The organism is Providencia sp. PROV223 (assembly GCF_028479245.1).
Classification (GTDB): Bacteria; Pseudomonadota; Gammaproteobacteria; order Enterobacterales; family Enterobacteriaceae; genus Providencia; species Providencia rettgeri.
In genome coordinates, this window is record NZ_JAMPNG010000001.1 from 184,402 (window position 1) to 201,927 (window position 17,526).

At 41.7% G+C, this 17,526-nt stretch carries 18 protein-coding genes; 7 read left to right on the top strand and 11 right to left on the bottom strand.

The features are described from left to right. Window positions 1-81 precede the first annotated feature (81 nt). Both mepM and znuA read right to left on the bottom strand, forming a co-directional pair. Window positions 82-1,422 carry a murein DD-endopeptidase MepM gene (mepM, locus tag PR767_RS00880; RefSeq protein ID WP_004910692.1) on the bottom strand — a complete coding sequence of 447 codons (1,341 nt, stop codon included), beginning with the start codon at window positions 1,420-1,422 and terminating at the stop codon, window positions 82-84. Between the two features lie 20 nt (window positions 1,423-1,442). Further along, the gene (gene znuA / locus PR767_RS00885; protein ID WP_004910690.1) at window positions 1,443-2,402 is read right to left on the bottom strand and encodes a zinc ABC transporter substrate-binding protein ZnuA; all 960 of its coding nucleotides are present in this window, start codon (window positions 2,400-2,402) and stop codon (window positions 1,443-1,445) included. Between the two features lie 76 nt (window positions 2,403-2,478). Here znuA and znuC point away from each other — a divergent pair, with 76 nt between their 5' ends. Beyond that, window positions 2,479-3,246 carry a zinc ABC transporter ATP-binding protein ZnuC gene (gene znuC, locus PR767_RS00890; RefSeq protein WP_004910688.1) on the top strand — a complete coding sequence of 256 codons (768 nt, stop codon included), beginning with the start codon at window positions 2,479-2,481 and terminating at the stop codon, window positions 3,244-3,246. Continuing rightward, window positions 3,239-4,024, top strand: a complete 786-nt coding sequence (gene znuB, locus PR767_RS00895) for a zinc ABC transporter permease subunit ZnuB (RefSeq protein ID WP_109911322.1) — start codon at window positions 3,239-3,241, stop codon at window positions 4,022-4,024. The genes znuC and znuB overlap by 8 nt, the downstream gene beginning before the upstream one ends. Before the next feature lie 105 nt (window positions 4,025-4,129). Here the strand turns inward: znuB and ruvB are convergent, their stop codons facing one another. The 6 genes from ruvB to aspS all read right to left on the bottom strand — a co-directional run bounded on the left by ruvB (window position 4,130) and on the right by aspS (window position 9,688). Then, on the bottom strand, window positions 4,130-5,140 hold the full coding sequence (ruvB, locus tag PR767_RS00900; RefSeq protein ID WP_004255021.1) for a Holliday junction branch migration DNA helicase RuvB: 1,011 nt from the start codon (window positions 5,138-5,140) through the stop codon (window positions 4,130-4,132). A 16-nt stretch (window positions 5,141-5,156) separates the two neighbouring features. After that, window positions 5,157-5,774, bottom strand: coding sequence for a Holliday junction branch migration protein RuvA (gene ruvA, locus PR767_RS00905; protein ID WP_004910685.1), 618 nt, complete (start codon window positions 5,772-5,774; stop codon window positions 5,157-5,159). 142 nt (window positions 5,775-5,916) lie between these two features. Further along, window positions 5,917-6,438: a crossover junction endodeoxyribonuclease RuvC gene (gene ruvC, locus PR767_RS00910; RefSeq protein WP_004910683.1), complete on the bottom strand. Its 522-nt coding sequence runs from the start codon at window positions 6,436-6,438 to the stop codon at window positions 5,917-5,919. Window positions 6,439-6,707: 269 nt separating this feature from the next. Next, complete coding sequence (locus PR767_RS00915; protein WP_004255032.1) at window positions 6,708-7,451, bottom strand: YebC/PmpR family DNA-binding transcriptional regulator; 744 nt, start codon at window positions 7,449-7,451, stop codon at window positions 6,708-6,710. Between the two features lie 30 nt (window positions 7,452-7,481). After that, window positions 7,482-7,913: a dihydroneopterin triphosphate diphosphatase gene (gene nudB / locus PR767_RS00920; RefSeq protein WP_004910680.1), complete on the bottom strand. Its 432-nt coding sequence runs from the start codon at window positions 7,911-7,913 to the stop codon at window positions 7,482-7,484. A gap of 5 nt (window positions 7,914-7,918) precedes the next feature. Next, window positions 7,919-9,688, bottom strand: coding sequence for an aspartate--tRNA ligase (gene aspS, locus PR767_RS00925; protein WP_123382002.1), 1,770 nt, complete (start codon window positions 9,686-9,688; stop codon window positions 7,919-7,921). Window positions 9,689-10,183: 495 nt separating this feature from the next. On the opposite strand from aspS, the gene PR767_RS00930 reads away from it, so the two are divergent. The 5 genes from PR767_RS00930 (at window position 10,184) to cmoB (ending at window position 13,424) form a co-directional block, all read left to right on the top strand. Continuing rightward, entirely contained in the window at window positions 10,184-10,507 is a 324-nt protein-coding gene (locus PR767_RS00930; RefSeq protein ID WP_109911319.1) for a DUF4377 domain-containing protein, read from the top strand. A gap of 108 nt (window positions 10,508-10,615) precedes the next feature. Next, window positions 10,616-11,020: an NUDIX hydrolase gene (locus PR767_RS00935; protein ID WP_004910675.1), complete on the top strand. Its 405-nt coding sequence runs from the start codon at window positions 10,616-10,618 to the stop codon at window positions 11,018-11,020. A gap of 150 nt (window positions 11,021-11,170) precedes the next feature. Beyond that, window positions 11,171-11,569, top strand: a complete 399-nt coding sequence (locus PR767_RS00940) for an MAPEG family protein (protein WP_004255048.1) — start codon at window positions 11,171-11,173, stop codon at window positions 11,567-11,569. Window positions 11,570-11,700: 131 nt separating this feature from the next. Next, the gene (gene cmoA / locus PR767_RS00945) at window positions 11,701-12,450 is read left to right on the top strand and encodes a carboxy-S-adenosyl-L-methionine synthase CmoA (RefSeq protein ID WP_004910674.1); all 750 of its coding nucleotides are present in this window, start codon (window positions 11,701-11,703) and stop codon (window positions 12,448-12,450) included. A gap of 2 nt (window positions 12,451-12,452) precedes the next feature. Then, window positions 12,453-13,424: a tRNA 5-methoxyuridine(34)/uridine 5-oxyacetic acid(34) synthase CmoB gene (gene cmoB / locus PR767_RS00950; protein WP_004910673.1), complete on the top strand. Its 972-nt coding sequence runs from the start codon at window positions 12,453-12,455 to the stop codon at window positions 13,422-13,424. Between the two features lie 61 nt (window positions 13,425-13,485). Here cmoB and PR767_RS00955 read toward each other — a convergent pair whose 3' ends face one another. From PR767_RS00955 to PR767_RS00965, 3 genes are read right to left on the bottom strand one after another with little or no spacing between them, the layout of a single operon-like run. After that, window positions 13,486-14,262: a dimethyl sulfoxide reductase anchor subunit family protein gene (locus PR767_RS00955; protein WP_004910672.1), complete on the bottom strand. Its 777-nt coding sequence runs from the start codon at window positions 14,260-14,262 to the stop codon at window positions 13,486-13,488. Window position 14,263: 1 nt separating this feature from the next. Further along, window positions 14,264-14,881, bottom strand: coding sequence for a DMSO/selenate family reductase complex B subunit (locus tag PR767_RS00960; RefSeq protein WP_004910671.1), 618 nt, complete (start codon window positions 14,879-14,881; stop codon window positions 14,264-14,266). 10 nt (window positions 14,882-14,891) lie between these two features. Then, window positions 14,892-17,315, bottom strand: a complete 2,424-nt coding sequence (locus PR767_RS00965; protein WP_272519754.1) for a DMSO/selenate family reductase complex A subunit — start codon at window positions 17,313-17,315, stop codon at window positions 14,892-14,894. Between the last annotated feature and the right edge of the window lie 211 nt (window positions 17,316-17,526).

Consider the following 17,526-nt stretch of genomic DNA (forward strand, 5'->3'; position numbering starts at 1 on the left):
TTATAATAATAGTTTACGGGAGCATTACAAAGAAAACTGGCAGATACAAGTACCTGCCAGTGATAAAAATAGAAACTTAAATTACTGTAGCTTGAGTTGTGGTTTCGTTTCTTTCACAAGCGCTAAATATTCTTTACGCTCTTTTCCTGTTAAACCACCAGAACTCGGTAATTTTGCGGTGAGTGGATTTACCGCTTGTTGATTTACCCACATTTCAAAATGTAGATGAGGACCAGTCGAACGCCCTGTATTGCCTGATAACGCAATACGATCACCGCGCTTAACTTTCTGGCCTGGCTTAACTAATAATTGACGTAAGTGCATATAACGAGTTGTATATTGGCGGCCATGACGGATTGCAATAAAGTTACCTGCAGCGCCGCTGTATTTTGAAACAATCACTTCGCCATCGCCAACAGCAAGTACTGGTGTGCCAACAGGCATTGCGAAATCCACACCTTTATGCGGTGCTACGCGCCCAGTAACTGGGTTAACTCGCCGAGGGTTGAATTGTGAAGAGACTCTAAACTGCTTAGCAGTTGGAAAACGTAAGAAACCACGTTCTAAACCATTCCCTTCACTGTCATAATAGCGCCCATCTTCAGCGCGAAAAGCATAATAGCTTTTTCCATTCGTTTGTAGGCGAACACCAATAAGTTGGCTCTGTTCACTGCGACCATTAAGCATTTCCCTGCTCATTAATACACTGAACTTATCGCCTTTTTTCAATTTTTTGAAATCAACCTGCCATTGTAAAGCTTTAATTACCTCACGGCCTTCATTACGCGTTAAGCCCGCTTTATTTGTACTTTGCGCAAATGTGCCGTCAACCGTACCGTTTAAAACACTGTTAGTCCATTCACCTTCGCGAATCTGCTTAGCTTCTTCAAATTTGTTTGTCGTCCCAACACGGGTAAATACACGGGTCTCACGGCGAGAAACTTCCCATGTTAATGACTCTAACTCACCCTGATCAGTTAACGACCAATTTAATGACTGGCCTATCTTCAGATTTCTCAGTGATTTATGTTGGTTAGATAGTGTTGCAACGTCACCAGCTTCAATACCGAATTGAGTTAAAATAGTCGTTAAGTTATCACCACTTGCAACAACATATTCATGGACGAGAGGCGCAGCCACTCCTCCCGTCTCTACGGCTTCTGCTTCAGTATCAGCGAGGCCTTCATCTGGTAGCTGTTCACTACTGTCTTGAATTATATCGTCGGTAGCATCACTTGCAGGTAATAATGAAAGCGGAATGATGGTATCCGGTGTACCATCATATTCAGCTGTTGTTGGTACATGAACTGGCCGCCAAATTGCGACGGCCATAGTCGCTACAGTGAGCGTACTTAATACAATTTTGTGTGTTCTAGACAGGCTACCGTATACCTGAGCCAGACTTTTGGCCATTTGCTGCACTTAAACAATTCCTTCTATTTTTAATCCAGGCAGCTGGCGTATTGCTCTGATAATTGAGTCAAAAACTGCATGTAGCTATCCGGCCCTATCGCCAGCCCAATTCCTAGTGGGTCGAGAGTTCCCATTTTCACCCCCGTATTACGTGCTACACTTTCAATCACAGCAGGCCTGAATTGAGGCTCAGCAAAAACACATTGCGCTTTATGCTCAACCAATTGTGTTCGTATTTGATGTAATTTCTGCGCGCCAGGTTGTATTTCTGGGTTTATCGTAAAGTGCCCCAATGGAGCTAATTGATAGTGTTTTTCAAAGTAGCCATAAGCGTCGTGAAAAACAAAATAACCCTTGTTTTTAGCTGGCTGCAAAATACTAGCAATTTTCTGATCATTTTGCGTCATATTTTCTTTGAATTTACGAAGGTTTACGTCTAGCTTATCTTTTTGTTCAGGATAAAGCTCTACTAAACGCTCATAAATGTCTTGCGCAGCAAAATTTGCAATTTCTGGAGACAACCAGATGTGCATATTATACTCACCGTGGTGATGATGTTCGTGATCCTTGTCATGATTAGCTTCATCTCCATGTTCATGGTCGTGTTCATCTTCATGGGACTCTGCCATAAGAAGTGGCTTAATGTTTTTCTGTTCAGCCAATGCTAGGCGTTTATTCTGTGGTAATGTATTGATTGGCTTCTGTAAAAACATCTCCATATCAGGACCAACCCATACGAATAAATCAGCCTGTTTAATTTTTTTCAAATCAGAAGGTTTAAGTGCATAATCATGGGGCGAAGCACCGTCTGGTAATAAAACTTGTGTCTCAGTGACACCATCTGCAATTCCCGCGGCAATAAAGGCCAGTGGGCGTATTGAGGCCACAACATCAGCATTCGCAGCTGATACCATTGTTGCACTTAATACGGAGCTCGCCACTGCTCCAAAAAGAAATTTGCAGGCAATGTTTTTCGATTTATGTATCATAGCAGTCTTTTTCCGTGATTTTGATTTTGAAATGTTATAATATAACACAACATGAATTCTGCAAGATGTTTTTCACATGCAACCATTACTGACTTTAAATAAGATTTCTGTTTCATTTGGCGAAAAACAGGTTCTCAATGATGTTACCTTTGAACTGAATAAAGGTGATATCGTAACCCTTTTAGGCCCGAATGGAGCTGGAAAATCAACAATTGTACGTGTTGTACTCGGGCTACTTGCCCCTACATCAGGTACTATTACGCGTCCTTCTTCTCTCGCTATTGGCTATGTTCCACAAAAACTTCATTTGGATACGACGCTACCCCTTACTGTTAAACGTTTTATGTTATTAAAACTTGGTGTTCGTAAAGAGCATTTGTTACCTGCACTCGAAAGAGTCAAAGCAACGCATTTACTTGAACAACCGATGCAAAAGTTATCAGGCGGTGAAACACAACGTGTTTTACTGGCTCGTGCCCTACTCAATAAACCGGATCTCCTCGTACTTGATGAGCCAGCTCAAGGTGTTGATATCACAGGTCAAGTTGCACTATATGACTTAATCAACCAATTAAGAACTGAGCTTAACTGCGCTGTATTAATGGTTTCCCATGACTTGCATCTCGTGATGGCAAAAACAGATAAAGTACTTTGCATTAACGGCCATATTTGCTGTTCTGGTGCGCCCGATGTTGTTTCAAACCACCCAGAATTTGTCGCTATGTTTGGTTATCGCGGTGCACAACAACTTGGTGTATACCGCCATCAACATAATCATCAACATGATTTAGAAGGCAATATTATTGTTGGTCACCAGCACAGCAAGGACTGCAAACATGATTGAGTTACTATTACCTGGCTGGATAGCAGGCATGCTACTTGCCATTGCGGCAGGTCCTCTAGGCTCTTTTGTTGTATGGCGCCGAATGTCCTATTTTGGCGATACGCTAGCTCATGCTTCATTGTTAGGGGTCGCATTTGGGCTTCTATTAAATATCAACCCATTCTATGCCGTTATTGCTGTCACTTTACTATTAGCCTTAATTTTGGTTTGGCTAGAAAAACGCCCACAACTTGCCGTTGATACTTTACTGGGTATTATGGCACACAGTTCACTGTCTTTAGGTTTAGTCGTTGTTAGCTTAATGGCTAATGTCCGCGTTGACCTAATGGCTTACTTATTTGGTGACTTACTCTCAGTAAGCTATGAAGATATTATAACGATTTTTATTGGCGTTATTGTCGTTTGTGGGTTGCTTTTTTATCGTTGGCGGGCACTTTTGTCCATAACGGTTAGCCCTGAGCTTGCTTTTGTTGATGGGATTAATATTCAAAGACTGCGTTTATTACTGATGTTAGTTACCGCACTAACAATTGGTATCGCTATGAAATTTGTTGGGGCGTTAATTATTACGTCTTTATTGATTATACCTGCAGCAACGGCTCGGCGTTTTGCTCGAACACCTGAGCAAATGGCTTTCATCGCTGTCTTAATTGGTATGATTGCTGTAACCGGGGGGCTAACTTTCTCTGCTTTCTACGATACCCCTGCTGGGCCGTCAGTCGTGTTGGTATCGGCTATTCTATTTGTACTAAGCTTAGCAATAAAAGCGAAAAATTAATTTAAGCTTTAAGCTACATAATTTCAGTCATTACATACTATTTTTAATGCAAATGGCCCCAACATTGAAAACAATGTTGGGGCCATATTTATTCATTTAATATAATTAAATTTCTTTAGGCGTTAAACCAAAGTGGTTATACGCATGAACCGTCGCCATTCGACCTCTAGGGGTACGCTGAATAAAACCTTGCTGGATAAGATAAGGCTCTAAAACATCCTCTATGGTTTCACGCTCCTCCCCAATGGCTGCTGCGAGGTTATCAACACCAACAGGACCACCCATAAATTTATCAATGATAGCAACTAGAAGCTTTCTATCTAAATAATCAAAACCTGCAGCATCGACATTTAACATGTCCAAAGCTTGGTTAGCAATTAGCCCATCAATCGAACCATCACCTTTCACTTGAGCAAAATCCCGCACACGACGTAACAAACGGTTAGTGATACGTGGAGTTCCCCTTGAACGCATCGCAACTTGTAGCGCACCTTCTTCGGTGATATCTAACCCCATATATTGGGCACTACGCTTGACAATATGTTGTAAATCATCAACTTGATAAAATTCTAGCCGTTGCACAATACCAAAGCGATCACGTAATGGTGATGTGAGCGACCCTGCCCGAGTCGTTGCACCAATTAATGTGAAAGGCGGGAGATCAATTTTAATCGAGCGCGCTGCAGGCCCTTCACCTATCATGATATCGAGTTGGTAATCTTCCATTGCGGGATAAAGTATTTCCTCAACAACTGGGGATAATCGATGGATTTCATCAATAAATAGGACATCATGGGGCTCTAAATTAGTTAGCATGGCAGCTAAATCGCCTGCTTTTTCTAATACGGGCCCTGAAGTTGTACGCAGATTAACACCGAGTTCATTTGCAACAATCCCTGCTAAAGTTGTTTTTCCTAACCCTGGAGGGCCAAAGATGAGCAGATGGTCAAGCGCATCGCCTCGCATTTTCGCTGCTTGAATAAATATTTCCATTTGGTCTTTAACCTGAGGCTGACCAATATACTCATTCAATAGCTTTGGCCTGATCGCACGGTCAATAGCTTCTTCATCTGACTGTAATACTTCAGCAGTTATTAGGCGATCAGCTTCAATCATATTAAAATTCTCTCAATCAAAGTGCGGCACGAAGGGCATCACGGATCAATGTTTCAGAATCGCTATCCGGTTTTGCAACTTTACTCACCATTCGACTTGCTTCTTGTGGTTTATACCCTAAAGCAATCAATGCGGCGGCAGCTTCTGCTTCGATATCCGCCATATTGGGAACTTTACTGTTTACATTTGGCAGATTAATGTCGCTATTTGGATTAAATAAATCCCCATTGAGGCCTTTGAAGCGGTCTTTCATTTCGACCACTAAACGTTCTGCGGTTTTCTTACCAATTCCAGGTAATTTAACCAGTGATGCAATAGCTTCTTGTTCGATAGCGGAAACAAATTGTTGAGCAGACATACCGGATAAAATCGCGAGGGCTAATTTGGGGCCAACACCATTTACTTTGATCAGCTCTTTAAATAATGCCCTTTCTTGCTTATCGTTAAAACCATAGAGTAACTGGGCATCTTCACGAACAACAAAGTGAGTAAAAACAATAGCTTCCTGACCAATATCGGGCAGTTCATAGAAACAAGTCATTGGCATATGGACTTCATAACCGACACCTTGTAGTTCTAATAATACGATTGGAGGTTGCTTTTCTAAAACAATACCACGTAAACGACCTATCACATTGAAGCCCTCTATTACTAACTAAACCTTGAGCAGGTTGGTTTATTATCATTAATACTGTTGTTTATACCACAAAAAATGCTGGATGCATATCCAGCTACACGCTATTTATTAATAAGCAATTCTGTTTAAGATAAACTCGCTATCTTAAACGTCCACGAGTTAAAACTAACCGTGGGTCGCCAACTTTTAAAAGATTTTGATTGAAATGGCAATGTGTAATCGCAATTGCCAAAGCATCTGCTGCGTCAGACTGTGGGCTCGCTGACAATTTTAGAATTGATTTAACCATATGCTGTACTTGGCTTTTTTCTGCGGCTCCCGTACCTACAACTGTTTGTTTGACCTGACGAGCTGCATATTCAAATACGGGTATATTCATGTTTGCAGCAGCAACAATGGCCACGCCTCTCGCTTGCCCAAGTTTTAATGCGGAGTCCGCATTCTTCGCCATAAAAACTTGTTCAATGGATAGTACATCCGGTTGATATTGTGTGATAATTTCCGAGACACCCGCGTAAATTCGTTGCAGACGACTTGGTAAATCATCAACTTGTGTACGAATACACCCACTACCTAAATACAGTAGTTGCCGGCCTTGCTGGCGAATAACACCGTATCCCGTAACACGAGAACCGGGGTCAATACCTAAAATAATCGCCATATAAATTTACTTATACCTCTTTATATTAATCATGTTGTTCTAATAAGCTTCATAATACTATCCATCTCATAATACTATCAATTTCAACTAAATAGCTATTTGAATAGCTGATAAAAACTAAAAGCGAGTTAGCTCGTTGATATAGAAGAAAGTATAGCGGATAAGGGAAAGGAAAGAGTAGAAGGCGTTAGAGAAAACAGGCTGCGCCAGCCCGCTTTCTCTACGCGGATTATGCTAAATGACTATGCCGCCATTTAGTGCCTCACAAATTACAGTGTGGCAGCGACTTCGTCAGAAATATCACCATTGTGGTAAACTTCCTGTACATCGTCTGAATCTTCTAACATATCAATAAGACGTAACAATTTAGGCGCCGTTTCAGCATCCAGCTCTGCTTTGGTCGACGGGATCATTGATACTTCTGCAGCTTCACTGGTAAAACCCGCAGCATCTAATGCGTCTTTCACTTCACCAAAAGTTTCTGGCGTTGTGTAAACATCGATTGCACCATCATCATAAGTTTCAACATCATCAGCACCCGCTTCTAATGCCGCTTCCATTATGGCATCTTCATCAACGCCCGGTGCATAAGTGATCACGCCGCGTTTAGTAAATAAGTAAGAAACGGAGCCGTCTGTACCCAAGTTACCACCTGTTTTAGTGAATGCATGGCGCACTTCTGAAACAGTACGGTTACGGTTATCACTTAAGCATTCAACCATAACTGCTGTCCCGCCCGGGCCATAACCTTCATAAATGATGGTTTCCATATTATCGTTATCATCATTACCAACACCACGTGCGATAGCACGGTTTAAGGTGTCACGAGTCATGTTGTTCGATAATGCTTTATCCACCGCTGCACGTAAACGTGGGTTTGTTGCGGGATCACCACCACCTAAGCGGGCTGCTGTGACTAATTCACGGATAATTTTAGTGAAAATTTTACCGCGCTTAGCATCTTGTGCCGCTTTACGGTGTTTGGTGTTGGCCCATTTACTATGACCTGCCATGAAATATCTCCAAAAAACGTCAATAAATAATTAAACAGCAAATTCTAAAATAGCCTGACTATTGCTCCAGGATTTCGTTAAGCTCGCCGCTTCATCAGGGGCTAGCCAACGATATTCGCTGTGTTCCGTCAGTAATGGCATTTTTTCTTCACTTTGCACCATTTTAAACCAATGTTCTTTGCAATGCGTAACATCAGGTGCATAACGATGCCTGAAATGTGGGAAAATTTCAAAGATGATACTGTGCGACAAATCTTGCAGCTGGTTTTGTTCAACCTCAAAACCCGTTTCTTCTTTAATTTCACGACACGCCGTTTCATACGGCGTTTCATCAGGCTCCAAACTTCCGGTCACTGATTGCCAGAAGTCTGGGTCGTCTTTACGTCGTAACATAAGCACCCGTCCACTACTTTGAGCCACAATAATGACTAATATCGATTCCGGGCGCTTATATTTTTTCATTGAACTTACTCTTCGTCTTTCGCAACCACGGCGATAGCGAGCTCCGTCAATGCATCAGGATTCGCATGGCTTGGAGCATTCGTCATTAAACATGCTGCCGCTGTTGTTTTCGGGAAAGCAATAACATCACGAATATTATCGGTTCCTGTTAACAGCATCACTAAACGGTCAAGACCAAAGGCTAATCCTGCGTGTGGTGGCGTGCCATATTTCAATGCATCTAATAAGAAGCCAAATTTTTCGCGTTGGTCTTCTTCATTAATGCCTAAAATACTAAATACCGTTTGTTGCATTTCATTGCGGTGAATACGTACTGAACCACCGCCAACTTCGTAACCATTGATGACCATATCATACGCATTAGCAACGGCTTCTTCGGGTTTACTGGCCAATTCTTCAGGTGAGAAATCTTTAGGAGAAGTAAATGGATGGTGCATCGCAGTTAACCCGCCCTCACCATTATCTTCAAACATTGGGAAATCAATCACCCACAGTGGCTGCCAGCTATTTAAATCGGTTAATTCAAAGTCACGACCGACTTTCAAACGTAGCGCGCCCATTGAATCGGTTACGACATTTTTTGCACCCGCACCGAATAACAAGATATCGCCATCAACTGCGCCTGTGCGGTCTAGTAACTGGTTAATCACATCTTCATTCAAGAATTTTGCGACTGGGCTTTGAATACCTTCAAGGCCTTGAGCTCGTTCGTTAACTTTCATCCAAGCCAAGCCTTTCGCACCATAAATACCGACAAATTGACCATATTCGTCGATTTGCTTACGCGTCATAGCAGCGCCACCTGGGACTTTCAGAGCCGCAACACGGCCTTTCGGGTCGTTTGCTGGACCTGAGAACACCGCAAATTCAACACCTTTTACGATATCCGCGACGTCCACTAACTCCATTGGGTTACGTAGGTCTGGTTTATCTGAGCCATAACGACGCATAGCTTCTGCAAAGGTCATGATTGGGAAGTTACCTAAATCAACCCCTTTTACCTCTAACCATAAATTACGGATCATACGTTCCATAATTTCACGCACTTGCTCTGCGGTCATAAACGAGGTTTCAACATCGATTTGGGTAAATTCAGGTTGACGATCTGCTCGTAAGTCTTCATCACGGAAGCATTTTACGATTTGGTAATAACGGTCAATACCAGACATCATCAGCAATTGTTTAAACAACTGAGGTGATTGCGGTAATGCATAAAATTTACCTTTATGAACACGGCTTGGTACTAAATAGTCACGAGCACCTTCTGGTGTTGCTTTGGTTAACATTGGTGTCTCAACGTCCAAGAACCCTTCGTTATCCATAAAATTACGAACAAAGCTGGTGATTTTGGCGCGCGTGCGCAGACGCTCAGACATCTCTGGGCGGCGTAAATCTAAATAACGATATTTTAAACGACGCTCTTCCGTATTCGTTTGGTTGCTATCTAATGGCAACGGCTCTGACTTATTAAAAACATTCAGTTCTTCAGCAAATACTTCAATCTCGCCCGTTGCCATGTCTTTATTTTTTTGGCTATCTGGACGTGCGCGTACTGTCCCTGTGATTTGGATACAGAACTCATTACGCAGCTCTGACGCTTTTTCAAATATGTCTTTACGATCGGGATCGAAGAAAACTTGCACGATACCTTCACGGTCACGCATATCGATAAAAATCAAACCACCTAGATCGCGACGGCGGTTTACCCATCCACTAAGAGTGACCTTTTGGCCTTCGTGAGCGATGTTTAACTGCCCACAATAATTAGTACGCATACAATATCCTTTTACTCAGCTTGTTGTGCATTTGCTTGCTGCGGAAATTTGGCATTTTGCTGAACATTGAGCTGAAAATTCAGAATGTCAAAAAGGCAGACATTATACAGGAAATTCTGTTAGACAAATAGTTACGTATTCTACATAACACGTAAACCATTTTGTTTTTAATCATATTTTCATCAATTATTGTTGTGGCTAATCAACAATAACAAGATTGAATGGCGAGATAGACGCCTATCATGATGATCCTATCGATTTTAAGGGACTATCCGCACCATGTACATATTGCAGCAGAGGTTTATTTTGTTAGTTCGATGTCTTTTTGAGCAAAGTAACATCACTTAATGTTTTCCAATTCAACTATTGATTAATAAATACTTCTTTAATCATTAATCTTTCTATTTCAGAATCGTTACCTTTTTCAGTTTGCTATAATCACAACAGACAGATATAACGCTGAATTAATCACCATCTGCAGTTTAAGGATTGCCCATGAAAAAATTGTTACTTGCCACTTCCATGTTCGTACTACTCGCTGGATGCCAAAACATGAAACCCGCAGAGACTGATAATACAAAAACTTTTTACATCGATTCTTCACTTGCTGATTGTATGGGAGTTGCCCCAATGAAGTGCATGAAAGTGAAAGAAAATCCAAGTGATGACTGGCAACTTTTTTATAGTTCAATTCAAGGCTTCGAATACCAACCAGGCTTCTCTTATACCTTGCAAGTGAAGCAATTTGATGTGCCAAACCCACCCGCTGATGCGCCAAGTATCCGTTATGAATTGGTAAAAATCGTTGAGAAAAAATAATTTTTAAACAATATAATTTAAGTCATTAAGTAATTTTATCATTTTACTTAATGACTCACTTACAGCAATAATTCTCTTATCATCGTTAAATAACAGAGTGGCCATATTATGAGTGCTAAAATCATTGATAAGCTTGGGTTAATCACCTTATCAGATCACAAAATTGCGATGGTACGTTCCCATAATAAAAGTTTGTTTTACATCCCCGGCGGAAAACGCGAACAAGGCGAGACTGATGAACAAGCGCTCTGCCGTGAGATTAGCGAAGAATTAAAACTTGAGCTAGATGCCGCTTCTATCCGGTTTTATGGTGAGTTTATTGGCCCTGCTGATGGAAAAACAGATGGAACGCAAGTCCGTATTCGTTGCTACTTTGCAGACTATCAAGGCGAGCCACACCCTGCTGCTGAGATTGCTGAGCTAGATTGGTTCAGCATTGACGATTTACCGCGCTGCTCAACCACGGCGGTGACTATTTTAACTCGCTTAAAGAAAGAAGGTTTGATCAACTAGAGCATGAGGACTACCCAAAAAAAGTTGTGATTTCATTTGTCTAACGGCTTTTTAGGATTTACAATTCACAAAATATTGTTAATACCCATTACTATAACTTATATTTTTAGGTGTTTTCATAGTTTGATTCGTTTTATGGTGGAGTAAAAAATGGTCAGCTCTTTGTATGCTGTACTGGGTGCCTTACTGCTGCTTAGATTATCCTTAAATGTTGTGAAGCTGCGTAATCAATACCGTATAGCTTATGGTGATGGCGGTTTTTATGAGTTACAAACCGCAATCCGCGTTCATGGTAATGCCATCGAATACATTCCCATCTCATTAATTTTATTGCTTTTAATGGAAATGAATGGCGCACAAGTGTGGATGATTCATATTTGTGGCCTGATCTTAATTGCCGGTCGAATACTGCACTCTTATGGTTTGAAAAATCACGATTACTCATATCGCCGTTCAGGCATGGTAGCAACTTACCTTGCAATGGCACTGATGGTTATCGCCAATACTTATTACCTACCTTGGCTGCAAATCGTTTCATTTAATCTTTAGTTTTTACTCTCTGTAACGGCACAAGTTATTAATGTGCCGCTCATTATTTCATTGCTTATGGATTGATTTTCAGTAGACAGCCTTTCTGATACAATCCTTTACTACTTTTGTTTTTGCTTAATACAGAACTTATGTCAAACTCAGATCCAACCTCAAAAGATCGCCTTTTCTCTGCGCCTATCGCTAACCTTGGTGACTGGCAATTCGATGAAAAAGTGGCTGAAGTATTCCCTGATATGATCCAACGCTCCGTGCCAGGGTACTCTAATATTATTACGATGATTGGTATGCTTGCGGGTCGTTTTGTCAAACCCCACAGCCATGTTTACGATTTAGGCTGCTCTTTAGGTGCAGCAACCTTATCAATAAGGCGTAATATTACAGTAGAAAAAAGCAAAATTATTGCTGTTGATAACTCTCCGGCTATGGTTGAACGTTGCCGCCGCCATATTGATGCCTATCGAGCGGATACACCGGTTGACGTTATAGAAGGTGATATTCGTGATGTAAATATCGAAAATGCTTCCATGGTTGTGCTCAATTTTACTTTACAGTTTCTCAACCCAGAAGATCGCCAATTATTACTCAGTAAAATATATCAAGGGCTACAACCCGGCGGTATTTTAGTCCTTTCCGAGAAGTTTAACTTCGAAGACAAAGAAATCGGTGAGTTATTATTCAATATGCACCACGATTTCAAGCGGGCAAATGGCTATAGCGAATTAGAAATCAGCCAAAAACGTAGCATGCTAGAAAATGTGATGCTCACAGATTCTGTTGATGCACATAAAGCGCGTTTAAAAAATGCCGGTTTTACTCACTGTGAAGTTTGGTTCCAGTGCTTTAATTTTGGTTCACTGTTAGCCATCAAAGAGGTCTAGGCATGATTGATTTTGGTCGTTTTTACCAACAAATTGCCGTTGGCCCGCTAAGTCATTGGCTTGTAACGCTTCCAGCACAACTTTCAGAATGGAAAAAACAAGGGTTACACGGTGGTTTTTCTTCATGGGAAAAAATGCTAGATAACCTGCCAATCATGGTTCCTACTGATTTGGATTTACAGCATAGCGTGACAGCGACACGTGAACCCGAGCTCACTGCAGGCGAGACTCGCCGCCTAAATAATATTCTTCAACAATTAATGCCATGGCGCAAAGGCCCATTTTCTCTCTATGGTGTCAATATTGATACGGAATGGCGCTCCGATTGGAAATGGGATCGCGTATTACCCCATATTTCATCACTAAAAGACCGTTATGTCTTAGATGTCGGTTGCGGCAGCGGTTATCATATGTGGCGTATGCTAGGACAAGATGCCAAATTTGTCGTTGGGATTGACCCAACGGAATTATTTCTATGCCAATTTGAAGCAGTAAGAAAGCTATTAGGCGATGATCAACGCGCTCACTTGTTGCCTTTAGGTATTGAACAACTGCCTGAGTTGAAAGCATTTGATACTGTGTTCTCAATGGGTGTACTTTACCACCGCCGTTCACCACTCGACCATTTGTGGCAACTTAAGAATCAATTAGTCAGCGAAGGAGAGTTGGTTTTAGAGAGCCTGGTTATTGAGGGGGATGAGTTTCAGTGTTTAATCCCCGGTGAGCGCTATGCCCAAATGCGTAATGTCTATTTTATACCTTCCGCTAAAATGCTCAAAGTTTGGCTAGAGAAATGTGGTTTTGTCGATGTCCGAATTGTTGACCAAGAAGTAACCTCTTTGGAAGAGCAACGCCGCACACAATGGATGAAAACAGATTCACTGGCTGAATTTTTAGACCCCAATGATAAAACTAAAACTATCGAAGGTTACCCCGCACCACTACGTGCAATTTTAGTTGCCCGTAAGCCATAAAGATAAAATGCCTATGGCAATCAAGTCATAGGCATTTATTGTCATAGTGGTTAAGAAGCGATTACATTGTTATTTGCCATAGATTATAGAAGGCAATTCGGCCAGATAACTCTGCTAAAATAACCGCTAGCGCACATAGGCTTAATAGTACGGATGAATTTCTTCCGCGATATAACAGCGCCGGGTAAACAAATAACATCACCGCTAAGACGACTAACTGGAAGCTCCAAAAACCAGCTTGCTCGGCACTAATCTCTGGCCCTGTCTCGCCTAAAAATGACACATAAGCCGCGCGAGTAGCAAAAATAATAATTGAACCAATCAAAAATACCATCGCCCCTAACCGCTGAGCGCCAAATAGGATAGCTAACGCGCCACCAGCGACTAATAGTGTCATCCACATTTGTAGTGTCGTGAAAACAGTAAACCAATTGGCTACTGTGGCAATATTATAAACTTGAGGAATTGACCATACGAATGCCAAACCAAAAATAACCGTGGCAATATTACACAGTTCACTTAGCGCTTTATTTTTAATCAATAAGGTGAATAATAAAGTTGCGGCCCCAAAAGCGACAAAAATACCACTGAGTAAAGCTTCATTACTCATTGGTGAGCGGCCTACGCCTAAAAGCATATTAAAGAAGCGTAGAGGCTGCCCAACGTGTAATCCTCCAATGACTAGCGCAATGATCATGATGACAAATGCCGCTATATTGGCATGACGTAATTGGTTTTCGCCCAACATACCCAGTTTTCGGCTCGCATACGCCAATAAATATAAACCTGCTGCCGACTGCCCCAATACGGTGAAAAAAACGAGTGGAAGTTCGTGCATGTTATACCTCTGCTGGGTTTTGTAATTTCCCGCTTTTGTCACCACAAGGTTTAGCATCTTTATGCGGCTTAATGACAATATTAGGATTAGTAAGAGATGGGTTTGGCATGGGGGCTACCCCACTAATATTGCCATGTCGCTCGCGAAGGATGTTGATATCATCAAAGTCCAATGCGCGTTGTGGGCAAGATTCAACACAAACAGGCTTCATCCCTTTTTCGACGCGTTCATAGCATCCATCGCATTTACTCATCAATTTTTTCTTTTCATCATATTGTGGTGCGCCGTATGGGCAACGTAACTCGCAGTAGCGACATCCAACACAAATTGTTTGGTCGACCACCACTAGTCCGTCTTGCTCACGTTTGTGCATAGCGCCAGTTGGACATCCTGCAACACAGGTTGGGTTAGAACAATGATTACAGGAAATTGATAGATAGTAGCTATAAACATTCTGTTGCCATATCCCCTCTTGTTGCTGCCATGTTCCACCACCAAACTCGTATACCCGACGAAATTTAGGCCCTAAATCAAGGTCTTTTTCATCCTTACAACTCACCTGACACGTTTTACACCCAGTGCATTTTGTTGAGTCAAAATAAAAACCATACTGTTTCATTCATCGCTCCTTATGCACGTTTCACGTCAACTAAGTTAGTATGTTGTGGATTCCCTTTAACAAGGGCGGAAGGTTGTTGTGTCGTTAGTGTATTGATACAACCGCCAATATCGACCCCCTCCTCATTGACTTCTCGCCAAGCACCTTGCGGGACTGCAATCACACCGGGTAATACGCGCTCCGTCACTTTTGCTTTAATATGCATACGTCCACGGTCATTGAAAATTTCAGTAATATCACCATCCTGAATACTGCGAGCTGATGCATCAATTGGGTTAATCCAATACTGGTGAGGAACGGCTTCGCGTAACATTGCAATATTAAAATATGAAGAATGCGCATGGCCTTTATCGTGATAGCCTGTCATTTGCAGTGGATATTTTTGTTTAGCTTGCTTGTTTTCAACGCCTTCAGCATTTACACAATATTCAGGTACAGCAGGTATTCGCTGGTCAGTTGGGTATTCCCACTCTTTCGCTATCTTAGCGAGCCTTTCTGAATAAATTTCAATTTTACCCGATGGTGTGGGTAATGGCGCGGTTTCAGGTGAGTCTCTGAATGGTTTTAATGCAATATAATCTGCACTGTTTGCCAATTTTCTATCCACGATCCCCATATCATTCGTTTCTTCGAACGTTGGCAAGTGTGGATTTTTTTCTCGCATCAGGTTATAGCAATGTTCTATCCACTGCTCATGAGTACGACCTTCAGTAAATTGGTCTTTAATACCCAGTTTTTCAGCAATATCAGTTAAAACATCATAAGATTGGCGACACTCCCATAATGGGGTAATCGCATTTTGTAGGCGAATAGCGTAGTGATAAGCACCGCTGGCATACGAGTTATTAATTAAATCATTTGATTCAACGCTGGTCACATCGGGTAAAATTAAATCCGCATATTTAGTCGATGGCGTCATATGCGTATCCCACACCAAAATAAATTCGCATAAAGACTCATCTGTTAGAATCTTGTGGGTTTTGTTTAAGTCAGAATGTTGATTACCCGTGACATTACTCGCATAGTGCCATAAAAATTTCACATTCGTTTCAAGACGCTCTTTACCAAGCAGTGTTGAATTTGTCGCCGTCATTTCGGTTCCGCGCGCAATCGCATCTGTCCACATAAAACACGGGATCTTGGTTTTAACTGGATTTGGGATAGCAAAACCTGGCACCGAATACGCCACGTTTCCTCCCCATCCTCCGGCATTCGTTCCTGGACGTCCAATGTGCCCCGTGACAATCGGTAACATCATCACAGCCCGTGCAGCTTGTTCACCCGATGCCGTTCTTTGCAATCCCCAGCCTTGAGAAATCCACGCGGCTTTCGCATTACCTAACTCACGAGCCAGTTGAATAATACGAACCGGTGAGACGCCTGTAATTTGGCTAGCCCACTGCGGTGTTTTTTCAATACCATCCTCACCGAGCCCTACAATATAATCCTTATATGAGCCATTTTTGGGTGCAGACTCAGGAAGTGTCTGGCTATCCCAACCCACACAATATTTCGCTAAAAAAGCCTCATCCGTTAATTGTTCTTTAATCAATGTATGGATAATCGCAGCCACAAGTGCACCATCTGTCCCCGGATAAATTGGGATCCATTCAGCGCCTAGCGTTGTCACGCTATCGGTACGGCGCGGGTCAATAATAATGACTTTAGCTTGGCTTTTTTCTAATGCTTTTAGGGTTTCGTAGAATTGGCCGCCACCGGACATCCGTGTTTCCGCAATATTATGACCAAACATCACAACTAAATCGCTATTGGCTATTTCAGACAACAGTGAATCATCCAACTTGCCATAAACATACGGAATAACGCCGTTTATTTGTGCAGTTGAGTAGGTTCCATGTTGATCAAGAAACCCACCGAGTTGGCTTAGTAACCGCTTACAGGCATTACGCCCTTGTAAATTAGCACCAGTAGATCCTGAACCATACTGATAGTAAATCGCTTCATTGCCATATGTATCAATGGTTGAGCGCAATTTTTGCGCCACAATCGTCGTTGCTTCATCCCAACTGATCCGTTTAAATTTTCCTTCTCCCCGTTTACCTGTACGCAATAACGGGTATTTCAAGCGGTCTGGGTTATAGGTTTTCCAGCGAACAGAACGCCCTCTCAAGCAAGGACGTATTTGATGTAAACCAAATTGCGTGTCGTCATACATGGTTTCATTCGATATACGAGTAATGACGTCATCTTTTACATGTACTTTGAGCGGGCAGCGACTGCCACAATTGACTAAGCATGCGCTGTATTTGATTTTTTCGCTGACTTCATCGGGTTGGATTGTGATGGTTGGTGTTGCTTGAGCGGAAAAAGGGAGAGAGATGGAGCTGATAATAGACGTTGTCGTAGCGACAGAGGCAGAGGCTTGAATAAACTGTCGCCGGCTCAGCGCTTTTTCCCTGATTTTATTGATCATTACATTGCTACCTTATTAATTATTATAAATTGAATTACTTAGTATTCTTATAGTAATTAGATAGTAGCCTTATAAAAATAAGGGTTAATTGACATGCATCAACACAAGCAATAATTAAACCATTAATGATAAATAAATCATATTTTTAGTCTTCTTATTGACTATTTTAATGACATTAAACTAGTTGATGACTAAAAAACAATAAGGAAAA

Coding starts and splice junctions, on each gene's coding strand:
- PR767_RS00935 (WP_004910675.1), top strand. CDS start 10,616: ATGAGTGCTAAAATCATTGATAAGCTTGGGTTAATCACCTTATCAGAT.
- PR767_RS00940 (WP_004255048.1), top strand. CDS start 11,171: ATGGTCAGCTCTTTGTATGCTGTACTGGGTGCCTTACTGCTGCTTAGA.
- aspS (WP_123382002.1), bottom strand. CDS start 9,688: ATGCGTACTAATTATTGTGGGCAGTTAAACATCGCTCACGAAGGCCAA.
- ruvC (WP_004910683.1), bottom strand. CDS start 6,438: ATGGCGATTATTTTAGGTATTGACCCCGGTTCTCGTGTTACGGGATAC.
- znuA (WP_004910690.1), bottom strand. CDS start 2,402: ATGATACATAAATCGAAAAACATTGCCTGCAAATTTCTTTTTGGAGCA.
- PR767_RS00960 (WP_004910671.1), bottom strand. CDS start 14,881: ATGAAACAGTATGGTTTTTATTTTGACTCAACAAAATGCACTGGGTGT.
- cmoB (WP_004910673.1), top strand. CDS start 12,453: ATGATTGATTTTGGTCGTTTTTACCAACAAATTGCCGTTGGCCCGCTA.
- PR767_RS00930 (WP_109911319.1), top strand. CDS start 10,184: ATGAAAAAATTGTTACTTGCCACTTCCATGTTCGTACTACTCGCTGGA.
- ruvB (WP_004255021.1), bottom strand. CDS start 5,140: ATGATTGAAGCTGATCGCCTAATAACTGCTGAAGTATTACAGTCAGAT.
- nudB (WP_004910680.1), bottom strand. CDS start 7,913: ATGAAAAAATATAAGCGCCCGGAATCGATATTAGTCATTATTGTGGCT.
- PR767_RS00965 (WP_272519754.1), bottom strand. CDS start 17,315: ATGATCAATAAAATCAGGGAAAAAGCGCTGAGCCGGCGACAGTTTATT.
- cmoA (WP_004910674.1), top strand. CDS start 11,701: ATGTCAAACTCAGATCCAACCTCAAAAGATCGCCTTTTCTCTGCGCCT.
- PR767_RS00955 (WP_004910672.1), bottom strand. CDS start 14,262: ATGCACGAACTTCCACTCGTTTTTTTCACCGTATTGGGGCAGTCGGCA.
- znuB (WP_109911322.1), top strand. CDS start 3,239: ATGATTGAGTTACTATTACCTGGCTGGATAGCAGGCATGCTACTTGCC.
- znuC (WP_004910688.1), top strand. CDS start 2,479: ATGCAACCATTACTGACTTTAAATAAGATTTCTGTTTCATTTGGCGAA.
- PR767_RS00915 (WP_004255032.1), bottom strand. CDS start 7,451: ATGGCAGGTCATAGTAAATGGGCCAACACCAAACACCGTAAAGCGGCA.